This is a genomic window from Pseudomonas sp. PME37.24/025 (genome assembly GCF_055556615.1).
This window is the reverse complement of sequence record NZ_JBVHNK010000002.1, coordinates 59,754-75,689: the sequence shown is the minus strand read 5'-3', so window position 1 is coordinate 75,689 and position 15,936 is coordinate 59,754. Positions and strand designations below refer to the sequence as shown.

Sequence of the window (15,936 nt, the reverse complement as noted above, 5' to 3'; positions counted from 1 at the left end):
TTATGGGGTTTCGATGCGCCGCTGCAGCAAGTTGATCAGCAGCAACAGGACAAAGGAAACCACCAACATCAGTACACCAATGGAGGTGGCGCCGGTGTAATCGTACTGGTCGAGTTTGACCATGATCAGCAGCGGCAGAATTTCGGTTTTCATCGGCATGTTGCCGGCGATAAAAATCACCGAACCGTACTCGCCGACCCCGCGGGCAAAGGCCAAAGCGAAACCGGTCAGCCAGGCTGGCAGCAGCGCCGGCACCAGAATATGGCGGAAAACCTGTAACGGTTTGGCGCCGAGGCACGCCGCTGCTTCCTCCACTTCACGGGGAATATCGGCCAGTACAGGCTGTACGGTACGTACCACGAATGGAAGCGTCACGAAAGTCAGCGCCAGCGTGATGCCAAGGGGGGTATAGGCGATCTTGAACCCCAGGTCCGCCGCGAACTGACCCACCAGCCCGGTGGGGGTGTACAGCGCGGTCAGCGCGATACCGGCCACCGCAGTGGGCAAAGCAAAGGGCAGGTCGATCATCGCGTCGATGACTTTGCGGCCGGGGAACGTGTAGCGCACCAGCACCCAGGCCAGCAGCGTGCCGATGATGCCGTTGATGATCGCGGCATAGAGCGCGGTACCGAAACTCAGCTTCAACGCGGCCAGCACCCGTGGCGCCGAGATAATCGCCCAGAACTGGTCCCAGGTCAGTTGGGCGGCATGCACGAACATCGCCGCCAGTGGAATGAGCACAATCAGGCTGAGGTACACCAAGGTGTAGCCCAGCGTCAGCCCGAAGCCGGGTATGACGGGGGAGATACGACGCGACATAAAAGTCCTTGGTTGAAAACGCGCTAAGCCCCGACGGTGAAATCGGGGCCTGTTGGCTAATGCCAGCCAGTTAAGTATTTGGACACCACAGCCCCTGTGGGAGCGAGCCTGCTCGCGATAGCGGCGGGTCAGCCAATATTTATGCTGAATGTACCGCCGTCATCGCGAGCAGGCTCGCTCCCACAGGTTCAGCACCCTAACTGACTGGAATCAGGTCCATTGACTGATCCATTTCAGATTACTGCGCCTGATAAATCTGGTCGAACACGCCACCGTCATTGAAGAATTTCGGTTGCGCGGTTTTCCAGCCACCGAAGTCCTTGTCGATGGTCACCAGCTCCAGTGTCGGGAACTGCTTGGCGTACTTGGCCGCCACGTCCTTGTCACGTGGACGATAGAAGTTTTTCGCCGCGATTTCCTGGCCGGCCGGGCTGTACAGGTGCTTGAGGTACGCTTCGGCGATGTCGGTGTTGCCCTTTTTCTCGGCGTTCTTGTCGACCACGGCCACCGGTGGTTCGGCCAGGATCGACAGCGAAGGCACAACGATGTCGAACTTGTCGGCGCCGCCGTCTTCTTTCAACGCCAGGAAGGCCTCGTTTTCCCAGGCCAGCAACACGTCACCCTGACCGTTGTTGACGAAGGTGATGGTCGAGCCGCGAGCACCGGTGTCCAGCACAGGCACATGTTTGAACAGCGTCTGCACGTATTCTTTGGCCTTGGCTTCGTTACCGCCGTTGGCCTTCAGGCCATAGGCCCAGGCCGCGAGGAAGTTCCAGCGTGCGCCGCCCGAGGTTTTCGGGTTCGGGGTGATGACTTCCACGCCGTTTTTGGTCAGGTCGCCCCAGTCCTTGATGCCTTTCGGGTTGCCCTTGCGCACCAGGAACACGATGGTCGAGGTGTAAGGCGTGCTCGCTTCCGGAAGACGCTTCTGCCAGTCGACCGGCAGGCTCTTGCCAAGCTTGGCGACTTCATCGATGTCACCGGCCAGGGCCAGGGTCACCACGTCGGCCCGCAGACCGTCGATCACCGCCCGGCCCTGCTTGCCCGAACCACCGTGGGACTGCTGGATCTTCACGTTGTCGCCAGCGTGGTCCTTCTTCCAGAAGTTGATGAACTCGGCGTTGTATTCCTGGTACAGCTCACGGGTCGGGTCATACGACACGTTGAGCAGCTCGTAATCCTTGGCAACCGCGGAACCAGCAAAAAGGGCACTGGCCAGGGCGGCCAAAGCAAAATGACGAATCGACGACATGGTGAAAGCTCCTGGAATTCTTGATGTGTTGGCTTTTTCTTATGGTCTGGTCTGGAACGGGTTGCCTGACTGCGATCTTTTGATCTTTCGCTTCAGCCCGGTTTGTTGCCCGGGTTCTGCAAACGGAATTTCTCTTTGCGCTCGATCTGAACCACCTGGGCGTTGTGCACGGTGATTTCCACCGCACCAAAGCGCAGATCGCGCAAGGCACTCTGGATCTCACGCAAAATAGTGGCTTCGTCCTGCCCGTCAACACTACGTAGGGATGCGCTCATGGTGCTGCTCCTTTAATGAGATATGCCTGGCAGTGGCGGGCACTGCTTACGGCGTGAGAGCAATAGTAGATAGGCGCAGATATTCTTAAAAAGACTATTTAAGAATGTTTATATAACCAGAAGGTATTATTTGATGGCACAAGGGATTGCGGGACGTTATTAGTTTGAAGATCAAAAGATCGCAGTACCCCTGCCCCAAATCGCAGTCGGGTTCGAGCAGGAATGCCGCCTGCTCGACCTGTTCGCCCCCCTCGGCATGCACTTGCATCCCCCATGCTCTGCGCTAGCGCAATGATTACCCGCCCACCCAGGCATAACCGTTGATCAGTTGCCAACGCAGCAGGTCGATGGAGCTATCGAAGAATCTGTTCAATAAATAACCACTACACTGGAGCCAGGCGACGGAAAGCACCAGATAGAGCAGCGCCGCGCGCAAGGCATTGCGATATGTGGCCGGCATTCGACTGCCCATTTCCCTACAAAAATGCTGGAATTATAATTTAAAGAAACATCCAGCCACTCTTATCTGAAAGGGCGACTGGTTTTATCTGTGGGCTAAGTGATAATGCAACGGCTGTTTTTTTCTTTATCGAGGGTCCTATAGGCTATGTGGTACGAAGGTTTTCTTGGCTTATCGCCCTGGTCACTGGTGGCAGTCACCTTACTGATGACCCACGTGACGATCGTCGGCGTCACGGTTTATCTACATCGCTATTCAGCCCATCGATCGCTTGAGCTCAATGCCGGCCTGAAACATTTCTTCCGTTTCTGGCTGTGGTTGACCACGGCGCAGAACACCCGCGAGTGGACGGCTATCCACCGCAAGCATCACGCCAAATGCGAAACCGTCGATGACCCGCACAGCCCGGTCATCAAGGGGTTATCCACCGTTCTGCGCAAAGGCGCCGAGCTGTACCGCGCCGAAGCGGAAAATCCCGAGACCCTGCGCATCTACGGCAAAAACTGCCCCGAAGACTGGATCGAACGCAACCTCTACAGCCGCTTCCCGCTGCTGGGAGTCGCGATCATGGGCGTCATCGACCTGCTGCTGTTCGGCACCATCGGCATCACCATCTGGGCCATCCAGATGATGTGGATCCCGGTGTGGGCCGCCGGCGTGGTCAATGGGCTGGGCCATGCCATCGGCTACCGTAATTTCGAATGCCGCGATGCGGCGACCAATCTGGTGCCCTGGGGCATCCTGATCGGCGGCGAAGAACTGCATAACAACCATCACACCTACCCCAACTCCGCCAAACTGTCGGTGAAGAAGTGGGAATTCGACCTCGGCTGGGCCTGGATCCAGGTCTTCAGCTTCCTGCGTCTGGCCAAGGTCCAGCGGGTCGCACCCATCGCTCACCGTGTTGAAGGCAAAGGCAGCCTGGACATGGACACCGCCATGGCGATCCTCAACAACCGCTTCCAGATCATGGCCCAGTACCGCAAGTTGGTGATCGCTCCGCTGGTCAAGCAGGAGCTGGAAAAGGTCGATCACTCGGTCCGCCACCAGTTCCACCGGGCCAAGCGTTTGCTGTCGCGGGAAACCAGCCTGCTGGACGACAAACACCATATGCGCATCCAGACCATGCTCGAGCACAGCCAGGCACTGAAGGTAATTTACGAAAAACGCCTGGCCTTGCAACAGATCTGGGTCAAGACCAGCTCAAATGGTCACGACATGCTGGCTGCCATCAAGGATTGGGTACACGAGGCCGAGGCCAGCGGGATTCAATCCCTGCGTGATTTCGCCGACCAGTTGAAAACCTATTCCCTGCGCCCTGCCAACGCCTGATCCTCTGGTGACAGCTTGCCCCTGAAGAGGGGCTTGCCTGTGGCGAGGGAGCTTGCTCCCGCTCGGCTGCGCAGCAGACGCAAACTCTGACGACGCGTTTTACCCGTAAAAACGCGTCGCCAATTCAAGCAGCCATACCGCCCAGCGGGACTCTGCCCCCAAGGCGGGAACTTCGCTCCAAATCCCCTATCTCAAAGACACTTCGCCATCCAGGCGGGCTTTGTTCTCGGCCGCTGTCGACTTAGCGGCACGCCCTTTGAGATTTGTGCCGATGGTTAATAAAAGCCTACAAGACACATCCCTTCCGCAGTGGCCCGAGGCCGCGCAAACCCTGATGGCGCTGATGCATGCCCAGGGTGAAGTGGCACGCCTGAGCGAACGCGAACAGCTGTTCAGCTCGCTGCTGGTCAGCGTCAACGCCGTGCTTTGGGCCTTCAACTGGGAAACCCGTCGGGTGCTCTACGTCAGCCCGGCCTATGACCGGATTTTCGGCCGCCCCGCCGGCCTGTTGCTGTCCGACTTCAACCACTGGCGCGACAGCGTCTATCCCGACGATCTGGACTACGCCGAGCGCAGTCTCGCGCAAGTGCTGGTCAAAGGCGCCGTCGAAGATCGTGAATACCGCATCATCGCCGCCGACGGCCAGGTGCGCTGGCTCAGCGACAAGTGCTTCATCAACCGTCAGGCCGAACCGGGCCAACCGGTGATCATCGTCGGCATTGCCGAAGACATCACCGAAAAAAAGCAACTGGAAGCCGAGCTGCAACGCCTGGCCAGCACCGATGTGTTGACCCAAAGCAGCAATCGTCGACACTTCTTCGAATGCGCGAATCACGAATTCGAGCAGGCGCGATTGAACGGTGCGCCGATGGCGTTCCTGCTGCTGGACATCGATGACTTCAAAGTGGTCAACGACACCTACGGTCATCAGGAAGGCGATAAGGTGCTGCAACGCATCGCCGAGAGCGGTCGCGCGGCCCTGCGGCGTGGTGATCTGTTCGGACGGATCGGCGGTGAAGAATTCGCAGCGGTGTTTCCCGGCTGCGCACCGGACATGGCCATGCAAGTGGCCGAGCGCCTGCAACGGGAAATTCAGCGGTTGAGCTTCAGCTGTAACGACCAGACCTTCGGCATCACCGTCAGCCAGGGCCTGAGCAGCCTCACTCCGGAGGACGAAAGCGTCGACAGCCTGTTCGCCCGCGCCGATGCGGCGATGTACCAGGCCAAGCGCCAAGGCAAGAACCGGATTATCTCTGGCTGAGCTCGAATCGAAATTCAACGCAAAACTTGTGGGAGCGGGCTTGCCCGCGATGGCGGACTATCAGCCTACATCAATGCTGAATGTCAGACCCTCATCGCGGGCAAGCCCGCTCCCACAGGTATTGCATAAAGCTTATTTTTTGCGCAAACGCATCAGCTCCGGCAATCCGATCTTGAGCAATCGCGCTGTGCGGCTCTTGGACAACGCCTCGATCCCTTCATGCTCGGTCAGGCGCGCCAGTTGTGCGGCCATGTTCATCACCAGTGCTTCGCGGGAGTAAACCCCGCCACCGAGCTGGTAAACCGCCGCAATCAGCTCTCGCAGCTCCAGGGGCAGGCGCCAGCGGGTCCGTAGCGCCGAACCATAGGCCGCGCCGAATTCGGCCAATGCATCGCCAACCTCCTCCCATTCATCCAGCTCACCACCGGCCTGCTTCCACTCCTGCAAACAGCGCAGCAAGGCCAGGTCGCCGAGGCGATGCAGCATGCCCGCGCAATAACAGCGCGCCTGATCCAGATCCAGCAAGCGCGCCAGCGTCCGCGCGTATTCGGCAGTGTGCAGCGACAACTCCCAATAACGCTCGGCATAGTCCGCCAGCTGCGGGTCGCTAAGCCGGGCGCTGCGCTTGAGGGCAAGCCCCATAATCAGGTTCATGCTTTGCCTGGCACCCAGGCGGTGCAGCGCCTGAGCCAGGGTTTGCACGGCGACGCCATAATGCTGCGCTGCGCTGTTCGCCGCGGCGATCAGGACAGCGGTAATGTGCGGGTCGGTGCGGATTTCGTCTTCCAGCACTGTCAGATCGAGGCCATCGGGATTAAGACTACGCTTGATCGCCACCTGCACATCGGTCATCAACGGCGCACCGTCCGCCAGCTCACGACGCCGTTCCAGGTATACCGACAAGGTCATGCCAGGCGCCAATGACGGCACCTCGCACGACACCTCTTCACCGGCGTGCAGCAACAAATCCTGCAGGCGCTGGGTCAGGCTTTCCATGTTCAAGGGTTTGGTCAGGTACGCAGTGGGCGCCAAGGGCAAGACCTCACGCACGCTGGCGCTATCGTTGCGGCTGCTCATCAGAATGAAGGGCAGCGGCGGATTACGTTTGCGCTGACGGACGCTGCGCAAGACGTTCAGGCCATCGACGCCGGGCAACTCCCAGTCAACGATCACCAGGTCGTAAGGATTTTCCGCCAACAGGTGCAGTGCCTCCTGGCCATCGGCACACAGGTCCAGACGCGCGTCGCAGCGCACATTCAACAACACTTGCTTGAGCAGGTCGCGGGACCAAGGGTCAGCCTCGGCAATCAGCACACGCGGTACAGCGGGTAACACTACAGCAGTCATCGCACACTCCAACGGCAATGCTTGCACCTTAGTCAATGATGGCCATTCGATACAGCTCAATTGCCCCTGATGGTTTCAAGCGGCATAAAAAAACCCGCCGAAGCGGGTTTTTTGTCGATCAGGTCACAAATCAATCAGAGCTCGGCGAAGCACTCTTCGATGATCGCCAGGCCTTTGTCCAACTGCTCGTCCGGCGAGGTCAACGGTACCAGCACGCGCAGAACGTTGCCGTAGGTGCCACACGACAGCAGGATCAGGCCTTTGTCGCGCGCCTTGGCCACAACCGATGCCACAGCAGCGGCGTTCGGCTTGTGGCTGTCGCCGTCGACGAACAGTTCGACCGCGATCATCGCGCCCAGGGCACGCACTTCACCGATGACCGGGTACTTGGCCTGGATGGCTTTCAGGCCAGTCACCAGACGCTCGCCGACCGCTTTGCAGCGATCCAGCAGGTGCTCTTCTTCGAACACTTCCATCACGGCCAAGGCCGCGGCGCAAGCGATCGGGCTACCGGCGTAAGTACCGCCCAAGCCGCCTGGAGCGATAGCGTCCATGTATTCGGCCTTGCCGCACACACCGGCCAACGGGAAACCGCCGGCGATGGATTTGGCGAAGGTGGTCAGGTCGGCGGCAACGCCCATCTGTTCCATGGCAAAGAAAGTGCCGGTGCGGCCAGCGCCAGTCTGCACTTCGTCAGCGATCAACAGAATGCCGTGCTGGTCGCACAGGGCGCGCAGGCGCTTCATGAACTCTTTAGGCGCGACGTAGAAACCACCTTCGCCCTGAACCGGCTCGATGATGATAGCGGCGATGTCACGCGGCTCGGCGTCGTTCTTGAAGATGCGTTCGATGCTGGCGATCGAATCGTCGATGCTCACACCGTGCAGTTCGTTCGGGTACAACGCGCGGAAAATGCCGCCTGGCATCAGGCCCATGCCGGCCGAGTAAGGCACGACTTTACCGGTCAGGCCCAGGGTCATCATGGTGCGACCGTGGTAAGCGCCGGTGAACGCGATCACGCCGGCACGGCCAGTGGCGGCGCGGGCGATCTTGATGGAGTTTTCCACAGCTTCGGAGCCGGTGGTCACCAGCAAGGTTTTCTTGGCGAAATCACCCGGCACCTTGGCGTTGATTTTTTCGCACACTTCCACGTACGGCTCGTAGGCCAATACCTGGAAGCAGGTGTGGGTCAGCTTGTTCAGCTGTTCGGTCACGGCCGCGATGATTTTCGGATGCACGTGACCGGTGTTCAGCACAGCGATACCGCCGGCGAAATCGATGAACTCGCGACCTTCAACGTCGGTCACGGTGGCGTTCTTCGCGGACTCGGCGAAGATCGGGTGAATCTGGCCAACACCGCGCGGTACAGCGGCTTCGCGGCGCTTCATCAGGGATGCGTTAGTCTTGCTCATAGTGTCCTCATTCACCGCTCATCGGGCGGCGTGGTTCAAGGAAAATGCGGCGGGGAGGCAACTACGGCAGCATGCGATGATCGACTGCCACAGCTTTCCCGGCCACAGAGAAAATTCCGTTTGAAGCGTCGCAAAGGGACAGCGCTCTCGTGCCCTTTGCGCTTGAAGCAATGCCTTGCCGGGCTTAGATGCCCAGGCAGAGGTATTTGATTTCCAGATAATCTTCGATGCCGTACTTGGAGCCTTCACGGCCCAGGCCCGACGCCTTGATGCCGCCGAACGGCGCGACTTCGTTGGAGATCAACCCGGTGTTGACGCCGACCATGCCGTACTCCAGGGCTTCAGCCACACGGAACACACGGCCCAGGTCGCGAGCATAGAAGTACGAGGCCAGACCGAACTCGGTGTCGTTGGACATCGCGATCACGTCGGCTTCATCTTTGAAGCGGAACAGTGGCGCCAATGGACCGAAGGTTTCTTCCTTGGCCACAGCAGCGTTATTCGGCACGTTGGTCAGGATGGTCGGCTCGAAGAAGTTGCCTTGCATGCTCTTGCCACCCGCCAGCACGGTGGCGCCTTTGCCGACGGCATCAGCAATGTGCTCTTGAACCTTGGCCACGGCTTTTTCGTCGATCAGCGGGCCAGTGGTGGTGCCGTCTTCCAGACCGTTACCGATCTTGAGTTTGGCCACGGCCACTTTCAGTTTTTCGGCGAACGCGTCGTAGACCGAGTCCTGAATGTACAGACGGTTGGCGCAGACGCAGGTCTGGCCGTTGTTGCGGTACTTGGAAATGATCGCGCCTTCGACGGCCTTATCCAGGTCCGCGTCGTCGAACACGATGAACGGCGCGTTACCGCCCAGTTCCAGCGAAACTTTCTTGATGTCCTTGGCACATTCGGCCATCAGCTGACGACCGATTTCGGTCGAACCGGTGAAGGACAATTTGCGCACGATCGGGTTGCTGGTCAGCTCGCTGCCGATGTCGCCGGCGCTGCCGGAAACAACACTGAACACACCGTTCGGAATACCGGCACGCTGGGCCAGTTCAGCCAGAGCGAATGCAGAGAACGGAGTTTGCGAAGCAGGCTTGAGCACCATGGTGCAACCGGCAGCCAGGGCTGGGCCGGCTTTACGGGTGATCATCGCGGCCGGGAAGTTCCACGGGGTAATCGCTGCGGTCACGCCGATCGGCTGCTTGATCACGATCAGGCGCTTGTCTGGCTGGTGGCCCGGAATCACGTCACCGTAAACGCGCTTGGCTTCTTCAGCGAACCACTCGATAAAAGAAGCGGCGTAAACGATCTCGCCCTTGGCTTCAGCCAATGGCTTGCCTTGCTCGAGAGTCATCAGGCGAGCCAGGTCGTCCTGGTTCTCGATAATCAGCTCGAACCAGCGACGCAGCTTGTTCGCGCGATCCTTGGCGGTCAGTGCACGCCAGGCCGGCAGCGCTTTATCAGCGGCTTCGATCGCACGGCGGGTTTCGGCAGCGCCCATTTTCGGCACGGTGCCCAGAATTTCGCCCGTTGCCGGGTTATTGACCTTGATCGTCTGACCGTTGTCCGCATCGACCCAAGCGCCATCGATAAAGGCTTGCTGGCGGAACAACTGGGTGTCTTTAAGCTGCATGTCGGCTTTCCTTAACAGCACCGCGGCACGCGCGGAGCGAATTATGATTGTAGAAAGGCGCCTTATAGGCTGCCGTCAGGGAAATCATTCACCGGGCTGAAGCACATAAATAGCGCACGGAACGAACTCGTGCGGTTCAGCACCCAGACAAGAGCGTTTGAAATCTCAAACGAATCCTAGGATCAAAGGGGGTAAAGGACAATAGGCTGTTCGAAAAAAAGAACGAAAACGCCGCATTTGCCTATTTTTTCAGATCAGCGTAGCAATCGTAGGTTACGCTTTGGAAAAACGCAGACGATTCAGCAGCATGGACGCCCGCAACGCATATGAGTATCATGGCGCCCGCATTGCACCAGTAGCTCAGCTGGATAGAGTACTGCCCTCCGAAGGCAGGGGTCGTGGGTTCGAATCCCGCCTGGTGCACCATACGTAGAAGCGAAAAAGCCTCAGCTCTTAAGGTCTGGGGCTTTTTTGTGGGCGTTCTTCATGCCCCAAGGCGACCTGCTGAGATGCAGTTGTTCGGATTAGCCGAACAACTGCCATTGATCAAAAAACCGCCAAAGCGGTTTTTTCATTCAGTAGTCCAATCAAACTCGTCGTAGTCATCATCCTCTTCGTCCTCGACCACTTCATCATCAAGAACATCTTCCTCAAGCGCTTCTTCTGCCTGCTTCGCCAGAAGAAACTCCTTACGACTCTCAGTCACTGCTCGCCGTAATTCCTCACCCTTCACCGGGCAGTTGAGCATTTGGGCGATGCGGTCGATTTTTTGTGCCACGGCATCCTCCAACGCATCGGCTATGGACTGATAGTGCGCGCTTTCGGGTGTCGATGCCAAATTTGCCGACCGCTGTTCAGCTCATTTCTTCTGCAAATCCTTGAGTCGGGCCGTGAGGTTTTCCTTGGGAAAGCGCTTGTGCAATGTGGTCATCAACGCCTCGGCGGCTTGAGTTTGACCGGTGTCTTGCAGACGTATCACCTCACGTAACTGATCATCCAGTGACTTGGCCGGCGCGGCTAAGCGTTTGCTGACTTTGGCTTCGTCTGCCATTTCGCTGTTGATCGACTCGCGCTGCAACGGTGCAGAAAACTCCGCCATCGGCGCAGCAGGTGCGGGGGCAGTTAAAGCGCCGGCCGGTTCAGCCTGGGAGCGAGCAGCGGCTTCCGGTTTGGCGGCGGGTGCAGACGCTTTGGGCGCAGGCGCGAAGTCGTAACTCGGCAGTTGCTCAGGCGTGCGCTGCACCAGCGCCAACATCAGGGCCACGCCGACAAGGCTGGCGAAAGCGACTTGCCAGCGGGGTTGCTGGCAGGCGCGGAGCCAGCGTTGCCACAGGTTCGGCTTCGGTGCGGGGGCTTCGCGGTGTGCGGTGGCCAGGATGAAGGCGTCGAGATGCGCCGGTGGTTCACCGCTACTGTGATCGCGAAAGTGCTTGAGCACTTCATCGTCGGGCGATGGCGGTGTCTGTTTGGCGTCAGTCATGTCAGTACCTCCTCGGCCAGCAGCCGACGCAGTTTTTGCTGGGCGTAGCGCAAGCGACTTTTGACGGTTTCCAGCGGTGTTTCGGTGAGGGTGGCGATCTGCGGCAGGTCGAGGTCGCCGTGGGCGCGCAGCAGGAACACTTCACGCTGGTCGGCGGGCAGGGTTTGCAGGGCGGCTTCGAGGCGTTGACCGTCGCGGCTCAGGCTCAGCAGTTGTTCGGGGTCGGCCGCGTCATCGATCAGGGCATGGGTTTGTTCGTCATAGCTGTCGTGCAAGGGGTTGTGGATTCCGTGTTTGCGCCAGTGATCGATCAGTCGGTTGCGGGCAATCTGGTAGAGCCAGGTACGAAAGTTCGCCCGGCCTTGTGGCTGACTGGTGCTGCGGATCAGGCTCAGCCAGGTTTCCTGGTACACCTCTTCGGCCAGTTCGGGCTTGCCGCTGAGGCCGAGGAGGAATCGATAAAGGCCCTGACGGTGGCGGGCGTACAAAACTTCGAACGCCGGCCCGTCGCCCGAGCGGTAGCGCGCCAGCAGCGATTCGTCGCTGCTGGCGGCTGAGCTGATTGCAGAATCGGACATGTCAGCGCTGGCCTCTTTTACTCTATCCGGTTGTCGTTGGGCTGTTGATTGGAGGCGGTCGGGGTTCGCAGGCTCTGCGCCAACTCCACCAATTGCACGAATTCACTGCGCAGGCCGAATTGATCATCACCCCGTGCGCCACGGGCCAGGGCTTCGGTGTCTTTGAGGCTGAAATTACCGGTATAACGCCCGTCCTTGAGTTGCTGGGAAAAGGCAGCGACGGCCGCGGCAAAGCGCAGATCATTGCTGGCTGTCGAGAGTTTGCCGGCCTCCCCTCTCAGCTCTCCACTCAAGATTGGCCGCTCAATCAAGCGACTATTCCCACCTTCCGGCAACTGATAACGCACTCGCAGCATCGCCAATTCTCCGGTTTTTGCGGAAGCATCAGCCGCAGGATTGCCATAGCGCAGCGGTTCCAGCCAGCCCTTCTCGCCCTTGGGCACAATTTCATACAACGCCGTCACCGTATGCCCTGCACCGATTTCTCCGGCGTCGACTTTGTCGTTGCTGAAATCCTCACGTTTCAAGGCGCGATTCTCATAGCCCAGTAGCCGATATTCGCTGACTTGGGCGGGATTGAACTCCACCTGCAGCTTCACGTTTTTCGCCACAACTGCGAGGGTCGAGCCGAGCTGATCCACCAGCACCTTGCGCGCCTCGCGCAGGTTGTCGATGTAGGCGTAGTTGCCATCGCCAGCATCGGCCAGTTGTTCCATCAGGTGTTCATTGTAGTTATCCACACCAAAACCCAGGGTGGTTAGAGAGACGCCGGTTTTGCGTTTATCCACAGCCATCTGCTTGAGGCTGTCGAAGTCGCTGATGCCGACGTTGAAGTCACCATCGGTGGCCAGCAGGATGCGGTTGATGCCTTTGGGGATAAACGCCTGCTGCGCCATTTGATAAGCCAGTTCGATACCCGACGCACCGGCGGTCGAGCCGCCCGCGGTCAATTGATCGATGGCGGTACGAATTTTCGCTTTTTCCCGTCCGGAAGTCGGCTCCAGCACCACGCGAGATTCTCCGGCATACACCACCAGCGAAACCCGGTCCTGCTCGCGCAATTGATCGACCAGCAATTTCAGCGTGCTTTTGACCATGGGCAAACCTTCGCGCCGGTCCATCGAGCCGGACACGTCCACCAGAAACACCAGGTTCGCCGGGGCCAGTTCCGCCACTGCGCGATCAGATGCCTTGATGCCGATCCGCAGCAAGCGGGTATGCGGGTTCCAGGGCGACGGCGCCAACTCGGTGGTCACGCCGAAGGGCGAACCGTCGGTGGGCAAGGCGTAATCGTAGGGGAAGTAATTGACCATTTCTTCCAGCCGCACCGCCCCTTCGGGAGGCAAGCGCCCCTGATTGAGCAAGCGCCGGACGTTGGCATAAGCGCCGGTATCGACATCGGCACTGAAGGTCGAGACCGGCGCCTCGGCCACGCTGTGAATCGGGTTATCGGCCAGCGCCTGATATTGCTCCCGCTGCTCGTCCCGATAGCCCTGTGGATAAGCCTCACCGGCCGACATGGGCGCGAAAGCGGCCGACGGTCGCGCGCTGCGCTTGGCCTGCGCGGTGTCCTTCATGACCTCGCTACGCACCAACGCTTCAGTTTTCAGCGCACCCTGCGGAGGCGCAACCGCTGCCGGGCTATCTGTCTCAGAGGCGTCCGTCGCAGAATCCGGCGTGGATGAAGCGCCGCAACCGGCGATGGCCAGCAACAACCCGGCGGCGAAACCCTGGGCGGCCGGGCGGAGGTAGTGCAGAGGGAGGGACATGGGGGCTGACCTCAGGAGGAAATTGACTCATTCATCCACTGAGACGGACAGCCCGACAGGTTCGGGTTAACTCACCAGGAAAAATCTTTAGCGGTGATAACGCCGCACCACACTGCTGTTTTTCAGCACATGGCCTTTGATCTGTTCCATCAGCTGCGCGCGGGTCAGCCCGGCAGGCAAGGCGTCTGGCGCCAGGTCCAGGGCGTAAAGCTGGATGATGTAGTGATGGGAGCTGTCGCCGACGGGTGGGCAAGGGCCGATGTAGCCGGTAGTGCCTTTGATGTTGGTGCCGCCCACGCCTTCGAGGGCGGATTTGGCGCCGACGCCAGCCGGGATCTGACGTGTCGCGGCTTTGATGCCGTAGTGAACCCAGTGATCGACGCCCAGGCCTTTCTGGCCATCCGGGTCGTGCATGACGATGGCGTAGCTGAGGGTGCCGGGAGGGCCGGCGTTCCAGCTCAGGGCTGGAGACTGGTTTTTGCCGCCGCAACCGTTGGCATCGCTGGCCGCCACCGACGTGAACAGACGATTGTCCGAAACACCGGGAATGCTGAGGGTGAAACGCTCCTGGGCCTGCGCCGGAAACTGCACGCAAAAGGCGACTGCAACGGCCGCCAGCCAAGGGTTCAAAGAGGTCAATCGGGTCATACCGGAGCACCTTGTGCGGGTGGGGCCGTGGTCGGCTGGCAAACTATAGCCGGACCGTTGGTACGTTGGCAGCGGGAATTGGCTGAACCTCGCAATACGCGCCAAACTCCTAAGTGAAACACTTGCCTGGAGATCGATCATGGCACTGCATCGAGTCGCCCGTTTCGCCGATGTGCCCCAAGACCGCGGCCTTGAAGTCCGCATCGATAAGACGAAAATCGTCTTGCTGCGGGTCGGTGATCAATTGCGCGCCTATCAGGGCAAATGTCCTCACGCCGGGGCACCCTTGGCCAAAGGTGCGCTGTGTGAGGGACGGCTGATCTGTCCGTGGCACAAAGCGGCTTACCGGCTCGAGGACGGCGCGTTGTGTGAGCCACCGTCTCTGGACAGTTTGCGACGCTACCCACTCGAAATCCGCGACGACGAGGTCTGGGTCGACGACCAGCCGATGCCCACCCCCAGTACACCGCCGGCCGACGATAAGCGAACCTTTGTGATCATCGGTGCCGGTGCCGCTGGTACAGCTTGTGCGGCGGCGTTGCGGGAGAAAGGTTTCGGTGGCCGGATATTGCTGATCGACCGTGAGCCCGAGGCCGGTTACGACCGGACGGTGTTGAGCAAATTCGTGATTGCCGGGGAGATGCCGCCCGACGAAATCCCGCCACTGCGGGATGAAGGTTTTTATAGCGAACAGCGCATTGAACGGATAAACAGCGATGTGATGGGCCTGGATGCACCGAACCGGACTCTGCGCCTGTCTGATGGTCAATCGCTGAGCTATGACGGCGCAGTGATTGCCACCGGCGGCGCACCCAACCATCTTTCACTGCCTGGCGCCGATCTGCCACAGGTGTTCGTATTGCGTTCGAAGGCACAGGCGCAGCAGATTCTTTCAGCCGCCAAACCCGGTCAACGGGCAGTGATTGTTGGCGACAGTTTCATTGCTATGGAGTCCGCCTCTTCCCTGCGTCAGTACGGCCTGGAGGTCACTGTCCTGGCCCGCCATGCCATCCCTTTCCAGGCGCAATTCGGCGATGCCGTCGGCAAGGCGATTCGTGCCCTGCACGAGGCCAACGGCGTGGTGTTTCATACAGATGGCGAAGCGGCGCAGATCGAAGGCACAGGCAAAGTCGAAGCGGTGCTGCTGGACAACGGTCAGCGCTTTGCGGCGGATCTGGTGTTGGTCGGCATTGGCGTCACCCCCGCAACCGGTCCGTTTACCGATCTGCCAAAAGAAAAAGATCAGTCTCTGAAGGTCGACGGCGGAATGCGCGTGACCGACAGGCTATGGGCCGTCGGCGACATTGCGACCTTCCCGCTCAATGGCCAGCCCCGACGGATTGAGCATTGGCGCCTGGCCCAACAACAGGCGCGGATTGCGGCGGCGAATATGCTCGGCGGTGACGAGCGCTACCTCGACGTGCCCTATTTCTGGACCTGGCACTTTGGCAAAAACTACGACTACCTCGGACACGCCGAAGCCTGGGACGAGGTCGAGTTCAAGGGCGACCCTGACCATCCACCGTTTATCGGCCTGTTCGGCAAAAACGGCGTGGTGGCGGCGGCCGTTGCCTGCGATCAGGAGCGGGCGATGGCGATGCTCGCCGAACGCATGAAACAACCGCTGTCGGTGGATGAGGCCTGGCGGCTGATTCGTGACCAGAGCTGACGGCGAC

At 59.5% G+C, this 15,936-nt stretch carries 15 protein-coding genes, 1 tRNA gene and 1 pseudogene; 4 read left to right on the top strand and 13 right to left on the bottom strand.

Going from position 1 to position 15,936, the window contains the following annotated elements; genetic code table 11:
* The 5 genes and pseudogenes from cysT to ACZ3HH_RS03500 form a co-directional block, all read right to left on the bottom strand.
* On the bottom strand, window positions 1-819 hold the full coding sequence (gene cysT / locus ACZ3HH_RS03520; RefSeq protein ID WP_033058556.1) for a sulfate ABC transporter permease subunit CysT: 819 nt from the start codon (window positions 817-819) through the stop codon (window positions 1-3).
* 238 nt (window positions 820-1,057) lie between these two features.
* Window positions 1,058-2,071, bottom strand: a complete 1,014-nt coding sequence (locus ACZ3HH_RS03515) for a sulfate ABC transporter substrate-binding protein (protein WP_123719067.1) — start codon at window positions 2,069-2,071, stop codon at window positions 1,058-1,060.
* A gap of 92 nt (window positions 2,072-2,163) precedes the next feature.
* Window positions 2,164-2,346 carry a sulfur starvation response protein OscA gene (gene oscA, locus ACZ3HH_RS03510; RefSeq protein WP_028943833.1) on the bottom strand — a complete coding sequence of 61 codons (183 nt, stop codon included), beginning with the start codon at window positions 2,344-2,346 and terminating at the stop codon, window positions 2,164-2,166.
* A gap of 94 nt (window positions 2,347-2,440) precedes the next feature.
* Window positions 2,441-2,648 (bottom strand): annotated as a pseudogene (locus ACZ3HH_RS03505) (hypothetical protein); the annotation flags it as partial.
* Window positions 2,642-2,806: a hypothetical protein gene (locus ACZ3HH_RS03500; RefSeq protein ID WP_465803405.1), complete on the bottom strand. Its 165-nt coding sequence runs from the start codon at window positions 2,804-2,806 to the stop codon at window positions 2,642-2,644. The gene ACZ3HH_RS03500 and the pseudogene ACZ3HH_RS03505, both read right to left, overlap by 7 nt.
* A gap of 147 nt (window positions 2,807-2,953) precedes the next feature.
* On the opposite strand from ACZ3HH_RS03500, the gene desA reads away from it, so the two are divergent.
* Both desA and ACZ3HH_RS03490 read left to right on the top strand, forming a co-directional pair.
* Complete coding sequence (gene desA / locus ACZ3HH_RS03495; RefSeq protein ID WP_007899628.1) at window positions 2,954-4,138, top strand: delta-9 fatty acid desaturase DesA; 1,185 nt, start codon at window positions 2,954-2,956, stop codon at window positions 4,136-4,138.
* 271 nt (window positions 4,139-4,409) lie between these two features.
* Window positions 4,410-5,399: a GGDEF domain-containing protein gene (locus ACZ3HH_RS03490; RefSeq protein WP_465802778.1), complete on the top strand. Its 990-nt coding sequence runs from the start codon at window positions 4,410-4,412 to the stop codon at window positions 5,397-5,399.
* A gap of 132 nt (window positions 5,400-5,531) precedes the next feature.
* Here ACZ3HH_RS03490 and ACZ3HH_RS03485 read toward each other — a convergent pair whose 3' ends face one another.
* The 3 genes from ACZ3HH_RS03485 to gabD form a co-directional block, all read right to left on the bottom strand.
* Window positions 5,532-6,746 (bottom strand): HDOD domain-containing protein, encoded by a 1,215-nt coding sequence (locus tag ACZ3HH_RS03485; protein ID WP_465802777.1) that lies wholly within the window; start codon window positions 6,744-6,746, stop codon window positions 5,532-5,534.
* Window positions 6,747-6,880: 134 nt separating this feature from the next.
* A complete protein-coding gene (gene gabT, locus ACZ3HH_RS03480) occupies window positions 6,881-8,158 on the bottom strand; it encodes a 4-aminobutyrate--2-oxoglutarate transaminase (RefSeq protein WP_008068635.1) in 1,278 nt (425 codons plus the stop codon).
* A gap of 184 nt (window positions 8,159-8,342) precedes the next feature.
* Complete coding sequence (gene gabD, locus ACZ3HH_RS03475; RefSeq protein WP_465802776.1) at window positions 8,343-9,785, bottom strand: NADP-dependent succinate-semialdehyde dehydrogenase; 1,443 nt, start codon at window positions 9,783-9,785, stop codon at window positions 8,343-8,345.
* 349 nt (window positions 9,786-10,134) lie between these two features.
* Between gabD and ACZ3HH_RS03470 the strand changes: the two genes are divergently transcribed.
* A tRNA-Arg gene (locus tag ACZ3HH_RS03470) sits at window positions 10,135-10,211 on the top strand.
* 145 nt (window positions 10,212-10,356) lie between these two features.
* Here ACZ3HH_RS03470 and ACZ3HH_RS03465 read toward each other — a convergent pair.
* The 5 genes from ACZ3HH_RS03465 to ACZ3HH_RS03445 all read right to left on the bottom strand — a co-directional run bounded on the left by ACZ3HH_RS03465 (window position 10,357) and on the right by ACZ3HH_RS03445 (window position 14,260).
* Window positions 10,357-10,623: a hypothetical protein gene (locus tag ACZ3HH_RS03465; protein ID WP_465802775.1), complete on the bottom strand. Its 267-nt coding sequence runs from the start codon at window positions 10,621-10,623 to the stop codon at window positions 10,357-10,359.
* A 21-nt stretch (window positions 10,624-10,644) separates the two neighbouring features.
* Window positions 10,645-11,265, bottom strand: coding sequence for a hypothetical protein (locus ACZ3HH_RS03460; protein WP_465802774.1), 621 nt, complete (start codon window positions 11,263-11,265; stop codon window positions 10,645-10,647).
* On the bottom strand, window positions 11,262-11,843 hold the full coding sequence (locus ACZ3HH_RS03455) for an RNA polymerase sigma factor (RefSeq protein ID WP_095054474.1): 582 nt from the start codon (window positions 11,841-11,843) through the stop codon (window positions 11,262-11,264). The genes ACZ3HH_RS03460 and ACZ3HH_RS03455 overlap by 4 nt, the downstream gene beginning before the upstream one ends.
* A gap of 17 nt (window positions 11,844-11,860) precedes the next feature.
* The gene (locus tag ACZ3HH_RS03450) at window positions 11,861-13,612 is read right to left on the bottom strand and encodes a vWA domain-containing protein (RefSeq protein ID WP_465802773.1); all 1,752 of its coding nucleotides are present in this window, start codon (window positions 13,610-13,612) and stop codon (window positions 11,861-11,863) included.
* A gap of 87 nt (window positions 13,613-13,699) precedes the next feature.
* Window positions 13,700-14,260: a YbhB/YbcL family Raf kinase inhibitor-like protein gene (locus ACZ3HH_RS03445; RefSeq protein WP_465802772.1), complete on the bottom strand. Its 561-nt coding sequence runs from the start codon at window positions 14,258-14,260 to the stop codon at window positions 13,700-13,702.
* 139 nt (window positions 14,261-14,399) lie between these two features.
* On the opposite strand from ACZ3HH_RS03445, the gene ACZ3HH_RS03440 reads away from it, so the two are divergent.
* Window positions 14,400-15,929, top strand: a complete 1,530-nt coding sequence (locus ACZ3HH_RS03440; RefSeq protein ID WP_465802771.1) for an FAD-dependent oxidoreductase — start codon at window positions 14,400-14,402, stop codon at window positions 15,927-15,929.
* The last annotated feature ends 7 nt before the right edge of the window (window positions 15,930-15,936 follow it).